A 1,200-nucleotide genomic window follows, 5' to 3' on the forward strand; every position below is an offset into this window, starting at 1 on the left:
CGAACATATTATCGACCTCGTAGGCGGGCACCATCGGCCCGCTGTTCTCGACGATCAGCACCGCCTGTCCCGGCCGGGCTTCCGTGTCCACCCGGACCCAGCCACCCTCGGCGAGATTGTGCCGCACCGCGTTCTGCAGCAGGTTCAGCGCCACCCGCTCCAGCAGCACGCCGTTGCCCTGGACGTACACCGGGGGCCGTATCCCCGACAGCTCCACGCCCTTGGCCTGCGCCTCGCCACGGGTCTGCTCCAGCGCCTGCCCCGCCACCTCGGCGAGGTCCACCGGCTTGCGCTCCACGATCTGGTTGTCGCTGCGGGCCAGCAGCAGCAGGCCCTCCACCAGCTGCTCGCTGCGCCGGTTGGTGGCCAGCAGCGTGTTGCCCAGCTGCACCACCTCGGGGGACGCCTGCGGATCGGAGAGCTGCACCTCCAGCAGCGTGCGGTTGATCGCCAGCGGGGTGCGCAGCTCGTGCGAGGCGTTCGCGACGAACCGCTGCTGGGCGGTGAAGGCCCGGTCGAGGCGGTCCAGCATCTCGTCGAAGGTGTCCGCCAGCTCCTTCAGCTCGTCGTCCGGGCCGTCCAGCTCGATCCGCCGGTGCAGATCCGACCCGGCCACCTGACGGGCGGTACGGGTGATCCGGCCCAGCGGGGACAGCACCCGCCCGGCCATCACGTAGCCGAACGCGAACGCCGCCACCGCGAGCCCCAGCAGCGCCATCAGTGACCGCCGCAGCAGCGCCTTGAGCGCCACGTCCCGCTGGATGTCCACACAGCCCGACAGCCAGTCCTTGAACTGGTCGCTGGTGACGTTCCCGGAGATCCCCTGGCAGGAGTCGGAGGTGATCTGCACCCGGGTGTCGCTGGTGATCAGGAACGGCAGCGCGTTCCCCTTGTGCAGTGCCTCGGCCGCCAGCAGATAGATGATCGTCAGCAGCAGCATCCCGGCGAACAGGAACATTCCGCCGTACAGCAGCGTCAGCCGGATCCGGATCGTGGGGCGCAGCCAGCTGCGCTGCGGATCGGCCTCCGGGGGGTCGAAGTCGGGGCGGGGCGGGGTGGCCGGCCGTCTGGGCGCCGGGCGGCCGGAGGCGTGCGGCGGCTGGGAGGGCGGTGGCGGTGGCGGCGGCGAGGAGGGGGAGGAAGCGGCGGCCATGGCGGTCAGATCCGGTATCCGGCGCCCGGCACGGTGGTGATCACCGG

General features: G+C 71.3%; 1 protein-coding gene. It reads right to left on the reverse strand.

The window, feature by feature from the left end; genetic code table 11:
• A partial coding sequence (locus ACWF62_RS20550) for a sensor histidine kinase (RefSeq protein ID WP_452631269.1) occupies nucleotides 1–1,153 on the reverse strand: 1,153 nt, incomplete at its 3' end.
• Nucleotides 1,154–1,200 lie beyond the last annotated feature (47 nt).

This window comes from Rhodococcus sp. NPDC054953 (assembly GCF_053609225.1).